Source organism: Microcoleus sp. BM001215392 (genome assembly GCF_036700185.1).
In the GTDB taxonomy this organism is placed as follows: domain Bacteria; phylum Cyanobacteriota; class Cyanobacteriia; order Cyanobacteriales; family Microcoleaceae; genus Microcoleus.
Window position 1 is genome coordinate 1 of the sequence record NZ_JAUBOJ010000350.1, and the last position, 8,303, is coordinate 8,303.

The 8,303-nt window shown below is 45.4% G+C and carries 9 protein-coding genes; 7 read left to right on the forward strand and 2 right to left on the reverse strand.

Annotated features, from left to right (window positions below; genetic code table 11):
- The first annotated feature begins 124 nt into the window (after positions 1-124).
- From QT974_RS27220 to QT974_RS27235, 4 genes are all read left to right on the forward strand, one after another.
- Positions 125-577 carry a cupin domain-containing protein gene (locus QT974_RS27220; RefSeq protein ID WP_333471528.1) on the forward strand — a complete coding sequence of 151 codons (453 nt, stop codon included), beginning with the start codon at positions 125-127 and terminating at the stop codon, positions 575-577.
- A gap of 128 nt (positions 578-705) precedes the next feature.
- Complete coding sequence (locus QT974_RS27225; protein WP_333471529.1) at positions 706-2,349, forward strand: CocE/NonD family hydrolase; 1,644 nt, start codon at positions 706-708, stop codon at positions 2,347-2,349.
- Positions 2,350-2,351: 2 nt separating this feature from the next.
- Positions 2,352-2,711: a DUF952 domain-containing protein gene (locus QT974_RS27230; protein WP_333471530.1), complete on the forward strand. Its 360-nt coding sequence runs from the start codon at positions 2,352-2,354 to the stop codon at positions 2,709-2,711.
- Positions 2,712-2,717: 6 nt separating this feature from the next.
- On the forward strand, positions 2,718-3,311 hold the full coding sequence (locus tag QT974_RS27235) for a restriction endonuclease (protein ID WP_333471531.1): 594 nt from the start codon (positions 2,718-2,720) through the stop codon (positions 3,309-3,311).
- Between the two features lie 11 nt (positions 3,312-3,322).
- Here QT974_RS27235 and QT974_RS27240 read toward each other — a convergent pair whose 3' ends face one another.
- Both QT974_RS27240 and QT974_RS27245 read right to left on the reverse strand, forming a co-directional pair.
- The gene (locus tag QT974_RS27240) at positions 3,323-4,312 is read right to left on the reverse strand and encodes a DNA-methyltransferase (protein WP_333471532.1); all 990 of its coding nucleotides are present in this window, start codon (positions 4,310-4,312) and stop codon (positions 3,323-3,325) included.
- A gap of 104 nt (positions 4,313-4,416) precedes the next feature.
- A complete protein-coding gene (locus QT974_RS27245) occupies positions 4,417-5,670 on the reverse strand; it encodes a CCA tRNA nucleotidyltransferase (RefSeq protein WP_333471533.1) in 1,254 nt (417 codons plus the stop codon).
- Between the two features lie 108 nt (positions 5,671-5,778).
- On the opposite strand from QT974_RS27245, the gene QT974_RS27250 reads away from it, so the two are divergent.
- The 3 genes from QT974_RS27250 to tsaB all read left to right on the forward strand — a co-directional run.
- Positions 5,779-6,027, forward strand: coding sequence for a Ycf34 family protein (locus QT974_RS27250; protein ID WP_333471534.1), 249 nt, complete (start codon positions 5,779-5,781; stop codon positions 6,025-6,027).
- 176 nt (positions 6,028-6,203) lie between these two features.
- Positions 6,204-7,913 (forward strand): serine/threonine-protein kinase, encoded by a 1,710-nt coding sequence (locus tag QT974_RS27255; RefSeq protein ID WP_333471535.1) that lies wholly within the window; start codon positions 6,204-6,206, stop codon positions 7,911-7,913.
- Between the two features lie 2 nt (positions 7,914-7,915).
- Positions 7,916-8,303: tRNA (adenosine(37)-N6)-threonylcarbamoyltransferase complex dimerization subunit type 1 TsaB (gene tsaB, locus QT974_RS27260; RefSeq protein ID WP_333471536.1), on the forward strand; the 388-nt coding region annotated here is incomplete at its 3' end.

Below are 8,303 nucleotides of genomic sequence, written 5' to 3' on the forward strand. Positions count from 1 at the left end.
GAATGCGGTCATGCTTCGCCCCTACAAACATATTTGCCTTGCGCCAGATGCACCCCTTCTTCCTAATGACTAATGACTAATGACTTCTTCCAGGCTATAACAACTCACAACTAACAATAAAAAAATGACAAACCAGTGCATGATTCCTGTAATGAAATCGCCTCAAGACTACCAAGCATTTCGCATCAGCCCGGGCGATACTAATAGATTAGCCATAGTCTTCGATCCGGCAAGCGCGAATGCTTCATTAACTGTTTGCGTTGAGATTTTTGATGCGGGCGGCAAAACTCCTCCTAACCGCCATCAACTGGCGGTTGAAATGTTTTTTGTACTCAAAGGGAGAGGGCAAGCGACTTGTGACGGCAAAACAGTTATTATTAAACCTGGTGATAGTTTATTAGTGCCTCCAATGGGTACTCACGTCATTGAAAATACGGGCAGCGAACGTCTTTACACTTTGTGCATTATGGTGCCAAATGAGGATTTTGTCGAACTAATTCGCAGCGGTACGCCAGTCGAGCTCGATGAGGAAGATATGAGGGTTCTCGGGCGATCGGATGTACTCGTGCCGTGCTAGGTTTGCAGTTATTCATACCCAATTCCGGTTAAATACCCCTAAATCTCTTAGTCCGCGTAGGCGGACTTTGTTTGTGTAGTAGCGATTTCAATCGCCGACTGCTTTTTTAGTTGATTTTTTGAGGATTTATGCTGAGAGTTTGTCCGAAAGAAACAGCATCAATGCTAACTAGAGATGGCGTGCGTTTGGATGCTGACATCTACCGCCCCGATGCGGCGGGCGAATTTCCAGTATTGTTAATGCGGCAACCTTACGGCAGGGCGATCGCATCTACGGTAGTATATTCTCATCCCGCATGGTACGCCAAACACGGCTACATCGTTGTCATCCAAGACGTGCGGGGACGCGGCACTTCCGAAGGCGAGTTCAACTTATTTGCTAGCGAAACAGCAGACGGATTTGATACCGTCAATTGGGCCGCTAATTTACCCGGCAGCAGCGGCAAAGTCGGAATGTACGGCTTTTCCTACCAAGGCATGACTCAACTATACGCCGCGGCGGCTAAACCCAGCTCCTTAATTACAATTTGTCCGGCAATGGTAGGCTGCAATTTATACGCAGATTGGGCCTATGAAGGCGGCGCATTTTGTTTGCAATCAAATCTCGGTTGGGCAATTCAGTTAGCCGCCGAAACAGCTCGCTTAAAAGGCGATATTTCTGTCCATCAATCCCTTTACGCAGCTTCGAGAAACCTGCCGCTATACGATGCCGTTCCGGCACGTCCTGAGATTATTAAAAAATTAGCAGCAGGCTCATATTATCACGATTGGCTCGCTAATTATCAACCGAGCGAGTATTGGGAGAAACTCTCACCAAACATCAAAGACTTAGACTTACCTATGCTGCACGTTGGCGGTTGGTTTGATACTTATTTGCGGGGAACAATCCATCTTTACCAGGAAATGGCGGGCCGGAGTTCTTGGCCGCAGCATTTGATTGTTGGGCCTTGGGCGCATTTACCTTGGGGGCGGAAAGTTGGAACGCTGGATTACGGTTTGGCCGCTTCTAATCCTGTGGATGAGTTGCAAATTCGCTGGTTCGATTGCTTCCTCAAAAAACTTGATACAGGAATATTAGATAATCCGCCAATTTCTTTATTCGAGATGGGGAGTAATAATTGGCGTCACTTTGATAAGTGGCCTCAAAATCACCATCAGTCTTATTTTTTAGCAACTAACGGACTGGCCGCGATGCGAGAAGATGCGGGGATTTTAACCGAGATTTGCGCCGATGTTTGCACTGATGATATATTTGTACACGATCCTTGGCGGCCTGTGCCGTCTTTGGGAGGACACGCGGCTTTTCCTGCTGGTTCATTTGAGCGATCGACAATTGACTGCCGCACCGATGTGCTAACATATACTTCTGCACCCCTCGCAGCAGATTTGCACCTTGCAGGAGAGGTATTTGTCAAAGTATTTTGTACCGCGGATGTGCCGACTTTTGACTTGTGCGCCATACTTTCGGAAGTCAAAGATAATGGCAGCGCCTACAATTTTACTCAAGGTTACGTGCGCGTAAATTCAGGTACAATACCTGTGAGAATTGCACTGCAATCAACTTGTATGCAAATTGCGCGAGGTAATGCGTTGCGCCTGAGTTTGAGTGCCGCTTGTTTTCCAGCTTATGACGTGAATCCTGGAACTGGCGCGCCTCCGGGTGCAGCGCGGTTAATTGATGCTAAAATTATGACGCTGACAGTAAGTTGCGGCGGGAGTTATCCTTCTCAGATTTTACTGCCAATTGTCGATCGCACAACTAAACCCATCTAACTATGAGCGTTATCTTTCACATCACCCGCAGCCAACAGTGGGAAGAAGCAAAACAAGTGCAATCCTATCGCGGAGATACGCTAGATACAGAAGGATTTATCCACTGTTCGACTTTGCCGCAAGTTCTGAAATCTGCCAATAAATTTTTTGTGGGACAAACAGGATTACTGCTGCTGTGGATTGACTCGGAAAAAGTAAAATCTGAACTTAAGTATGAATTTGCCGCCGGTGAGGATTACCCGCACATTTACGGGGCGCTGAATGTGGATGCTGTGTTGCAAGTTTTTCAGTTTGAACCGGGTACAGATGGCAAGTTTGAATTGCCGGAAGAATTAATAGCAAGTATCAACGAACAGGCTTAGTATCCTGTGAAAATAGTTCAAGAAGTATCACTTATTAGTCGCGGTAATTTTGAGGAATCAGCAGAATGGGGAGTGATTCAAAATGAAATCAGGATTGCTATTGACGCCATCGTCTGGCCTGTGGGGGCATCAAACTTTACGATAAATCCCACCAGGCACGCAAACGGTGTCAAACCCATTAAAAATGCTTGTCTGGCTGGTCTTCAGGACAATTTTGGATGGCAGCTTGAAACTCAAATCAGATTTGCAACTAGATCCCCTGGAAGAGTAGATGCTACTAAAATTTTAGATAATGATTTATTTGCCTTAGAATGGGAAACAGGAAATATTTCATCAAGTCATCGCAGTGTTAACAAACTGGTTCTCGGTATTTTACGAGGTATTTTTTTAGGCACTGCATTAGTCTTGCCGAGCCGCAAACTGTACCCTTATCTGACTGATAGAATTGGCAACTATGAGGAACTAGAACCTTACTTTGATGTCTGGCGCGCCGTTAACATACAAGCAGGTTTCTTGGCTATATTTGTCATAGAACATGATGCCGTTGATACTAGCGTACCTACAATTACCAAAGGCACAGATGGTCGCGCTTTAAAATAAAATGTGGGTTTTTAAGAAAACAATTCTAATTGAATTGACTCGCTTTGTTGAATTTGTCTGATTTTATTTTTTGTTTTTCCCCTTGCTGATTCCCAGTTTTCTACGTTACCATTTGCCAAGTCTTGTAACCGCTTTACTGCTGGTTCAATATCGCCGATTTCTGTACCAAGCCAATACCTGCCCAACTTTTCGGCTGCATAAAATGTAGTGCCAGAACCTCCAAAAGGATCGATTACAACCTGTCCCGGATTAGATGCCATAGCAATGATGCGTTCCAGCATAATCGGAGCTAATTCGTTGGCTCCCCTTTTCTTGTGCTGTCGGTGTCTGACTGGCGGAATATCTGTCCACATTTCCTCAATTAACGTCCACAAATTTTCAGAGCAAATTTCTTCAGAAGCATTTTCCCAGACATCTTCGGAAGCATCCCAAACATCCATTAAGTTAATCCCTTGAGGATTTAATTTTTTGCGGTGTCCGCCATAATCTTTAATCTCTCCGCCGCAATGTCGGCAAACTTGAATCGGCGTATAAACTTTATTAAAAACTGCTGGTTCGCCTTTTGTGTAGTAAAGCAATCCATAGTGGGCGGGAGACATTTTCTTGCCGCGAGGAAAGGCTTTAGGCATTCTACAAGCTATCCAGTGACGAAAGTCCATGCCTTGCTGATTTAAATATGCGCCGTACTCAATGCACCACTTTGGTAAGTTGAAAATAAATAGACTGCCGCCCGGTTTAAGCACTCGAATGCTTTCTTTTAGCCACTGTTTTGACCAAGCAAGATAATCGCTGGAATTTAGGCTGTCGCTCGTACCGTTACCATAATCTTTGCCGAGATTAAATGGTGGGTCTGCAAATACAATATCTGCACAGCAATCGGGAATAATACCTAAAAAATTTAGACAGTCTTCCTGGTAGAGAATGCCGTATTCGCTTTGATAAACCTCTCGCAATCCCGCATCTGCTGCCTTCACAGATGATATCAGACTTACAGCTTGCATTTAACTATTTATTTTTAATAACGATCGCTTCAATCATAGTAATTGTATTGATAATTGTCAAGAATTTTTTGAACCTACCCGACTGTTGCCATATTTCCCAAATATCAATTAACATCTACCAACTCTGCCGCCAGTTTCAGCGCATCTTCGCGAGTCGCAATTCTCCCCTCCACCCGCGCTAATTGAATCTCCATTAACAATTCACCGATGCGCGGACTTCTGGGCAAATTTAAAGATTCCATTAATTCATTGCCGCTAACTAATTGTGTCGGATGAGCAACAATATCATCAGCATCGAGATAGCGATTAATTAACAGCGAAATCTCCTCAGCCGCAACTCCCGCAGCTACGGCTAAAACTGCTAAAATTGGAAATACTATTCCGACATCACGAAACAAAAAATACTGGTCTCGTAACGACATTTTGGCAATCGGTTGTGCTTGCAGTTTTGGTAAGTATGTCAAAAGCCCGATCGCACTTTTAATCTCTGCATTGCTGTACTTCAACCGCAGTAACTCTGTTTCAGCGATGGTCGGGTCGGAATTTGCCAAAATAGCTAACTTCCCGATCGCCAACAATGGCGTTTTAATTGTATCGCGAATCGATCGCGAAAACTCTGTCCCCAACTCCAGATAAATTGCCGCCAAATTAGCAGCACACGAGTCAATTTTTGTCAAGATGTCGAAACGGTCGATCGCACTTTCAAACCAAATCGAAAACAACCCATCTTCGCAACCCTTACAAATCCAAGGAACACCGTTATTATTGCTCAACAAATAACCTAATTCCGTGCGCACCCGTTCCACCGCCACCCGACTCAACAGCGGCGCCAGTTCCCGAATCGCAGATTGTGTTTCCGGTTCGATCGCAAAACCCAACTGTGCCGCTTGGCGGTAAGCTCTTAATAACCTCAGCGGATCGTCCTCTAAATTCGATCGCGAAATCATCCGCAGCAAACCCAACCGCAAATCAGTTTGACCGTCCAAAGGATCGATGATTTCTCCAGTAAAAGGATTGCAGGCGATCGCATTTATCCGAAAATCGCGGCGGTGCAAATCCCCCTCCAGACTCCCCCCGAAAGCCTGCGCAAAATCCACCGTACCGCCCGCAAACACCACCCGCGCAATCTGTCGTTCCGCATCCAACAACACAAATCCACCTTTGGTGCGATCGGCAATTTTGCGAGCAGTTTTCACTGCCCGTGCTAACATAACGAAATCCAAATCAAAATAGTGCGATCGGCGGCCCAGCAGCGCATCCCGCACCGCGCCGCCCACCAAATAAACAGGCGGTGTCAGCAGTTCCAAATCGAACGGCCAAGTCTCAGGAGATAGCGCAGGTGGCAAATTTATCGGCATCGCAACAAAAATCTACTTTCCTTACAAACAATTAAACTCTTGCTACGCTAGATTAACAGAAAGCTCGAAATTCACCAATTTTTTTGAAATGCACAGAGGATATCAAGAATGTGTATTTGTATTAACTGCCACTATGTAGACCGCTGCTTCACCTACCACGCCGTAGAAGGACAGCACGAACAAATCCACCTCACCGAAACACCCGATTTCGACCCCGTAGAACCCACCATCAACGTCAACATCCGCCCCCGTCAAGACGAAATAGAAATGGAATGGGATGTAGTCGGGTGTCAAAGTTTCAAACAAGAGACCGGCAAATGGGTCAAATTGCGGCCGGGCGAACTTGTACCGACTTGAGTCAGTTGACAGTTGACAGTTGACAGTTGACAGTTGTCAGTTGTCAGTTGTCAGTTGTTAGTGATAATAACTAATAACAACCAATGCCCAATTCCCAATGCCCTGGGAAGGCCAATTCCCAATTCCCTATCCCCTATTCCTAAATCTAAAATCTAAAATTCAAAATCTAAAATCCAATGTCCTATTGCTTAAACCCAACTTGTCAGAATCCGCAAAACCCCGGTGATGCAGAATTATGCCAAAGTTGCGGCTCAAAATTGCTATTAACTAACGAACAATCGCTATCAGCATCTCGCTACCGTACCATAAAGCCGATCGCACAAGGAGGCTTTGGCAGAACTTTCCTAGCAGTTGATGAAACCAAACCCCAAACTTTTGCGCAGTGCGTCATCAAGCAATCTTTACCGCCCAACACCGCAGCCGAAAAAGCCTCTCAACTATTTCACCAAGAAGCAGCCCAGCTAGAAACCTTGGGGAAACATCCCCAAATTCCCGAATTAATCGCGCATTTTGAACAAGACGCAAGACAATATTTAGTACAAGAATTTATCGACGGCAAAAATCTAGCCCAAGAATTAGAACAAAAAGGAGCATTCACCGAAACCCAAATTCGGCAAATCCTCAATGATTTATTGCCCGTAATCCACTTTGTTCACAAATCCAAAGTCATTCACCGCGATATCAAACCCGAAAATATCATTCGCCGCCGCCTATCTCCCGCCCCTTTACCCGCCTTAGAAAATTCCTATCAACCCTCTCCTTTCCAAAAAGATATCGTTTTAGTAGACTTTGGTGCAGCCAAAAAAGTAACAGCAAACGGATTGCCACAAACTGGTACAATTATCGGCAGCGCTGCTTATACAGCCCCAGAACAATTGATGGGAAAAGCAGTTTTTGCCAGCGATATCTACAGTTTGGGCGTTACCTGCATTCACTTGCTGACTCACATTCCTCCCTTCGACTTGTTCGAGGGCGCCGAGGATTCTTGGGCTTGGCGCAATTATTTGAAGAGTGCTGTTAGCGACGATTTCGGCCGCATCCTCGACACCATGCTCCAAAGTGCCACCAACCGACGCTACAATTCAGCATCCGCAGTCATTCGGCAGTTGAACCCCAAGCCGGTGTATTTAGACGCGCAGCCCGTGTTGGATGCGCCGGAAACAGGCGCAGAATCGAAGCCTAGACTCGCCGGGACACCTGCGCTTTTGAGTCGGGAACAGCAAGCCGAAATTCAGCAAGCTTTACAAGATGCGATCGCCCCGTACAATGTTACAATCCAAGTCAGTCAAGCCAAGCAAAAGCTGAATATCGTCATTAACAGAACCGAAGACAATCCCGTTTACTATCCGCACTTATCCCAAATAATTGCCACCAGAATCACCGATTTGCAGTTAAACAAAGTCGCAGCCATTAAGCTGTTGGGAAGAGTTAACAATTCTCGTGTCCCCGAGTGGAAGGAAGTATTGCAAATCGATCCCAAAATTCAATTGAGAAACAAACTCGTGCGGCTGCAACACAATCAATTAGCCAAGAAAATCGCCCCAGTTGCTACCCAAGAATTTTGGCTCCCGAAGTTGAGACAGGGAGATTTCTGGATCGATTCGCTAATGTTTGCTTTAGTTTGGTTTATCTTTGGCTCTCAAATAGTCATTTTTAATTCTTGGTTCGCACTCATAGTTGCATCCGGTTTTATGGCGGTCAAATATCAAGTTTCTCAAGACAAAGAATTTGCGAATAAAAACTTATTTGCTAGTTTAGTTGTGTTGTTTCTGATAACTGGTGGGATGGGCAATTCAAGGATTTTAAACACGGGAATATTTGGCGTTCTTTTGGGTTGCTTAGTTGTCGCTCTGCCTCTGTTTTTTGTTAAGGAAAATTATCAGTAATCGTGAACAGCAATCCCCCAGACGGAACATCCGTTAAAAAATACGGCTTAGCGTTGCACACCTCAACACCCGAATTAGGTTTAGCAATCAGCAATTTTTCCGGCGATTATCGCTGCCAAACTTGGAATTTGGGCCGCAGTTTAGCCACGGATTTGCACCAGCATTTAGTAGAGTTTATTCGGCCACAAACTTGGGCGGATTTGGCTTTTATTGCAGTGGCGAAGGGGCCCGGAGGTTTTACGGGGACTCGCATGGGTATGGTGACGGCGCGGACTTTGGCTCAACAGTTGGAGATTCCGGTTTTTACTATTTCAACTTTGGCGGCTGTTGCTTGGTTGGAACCCCCCCAACCAATCTCCAGAACTAACCGCGCCAATATGAGAAAAAAGT

Bases quoted from the DNA above. Each gene is read 5' to 3' on its own strand.
- QT974_RS27220 (WP_333471528.1), top strand. From the start codon at position 125: ATGACAAACCAGTGCATGATTCCTGTAATGAAATCGCCTCAAGACTAC.
- QT974_RS27225 (WP_333471529.1), top strand. From the start codon at position 706: ATGCTGAGAGTTTGTCCGAAAGAAACAGCATCAATGCTAACTAGAGAT.
- QT974_RS27230 (WP_333471530.1), top strand. From the start codon at position 2,352: ATGAGCGTTATCTTTCACATCACCCGCAGCCAACAGTGGGAAGAAGCA.
- QT974_RS27240 (WP_333471532.1), bottom strand. From the start codon at position 4,312: ATGCAAGCTGTAAGTCTGATATCATCTGTGAAGGCAGCAGATGCGGGA.
- QT974_RS27245 (WP_333471533.1), bottom strand. From the start codon at position 5,670: ATGCCGATAAATTTGCCACCTGCGCTATCTCCTGAGACTTGGCCGTTC.
- QT974_RS27250 (WP_333471534.1), top strand. From the start codon at position 5,779: ATGTGTATTTGTATTAACTGCCACTATGTAGACCGCTGCTTCACCTAC.
- QT974_RS27255 (WP_333471535.1), top strand. From the start codon at position 6,204: ATGTCCTATTGCTTAAACCCAACTTGTCAGAATCCGCAAAACCCCGGT.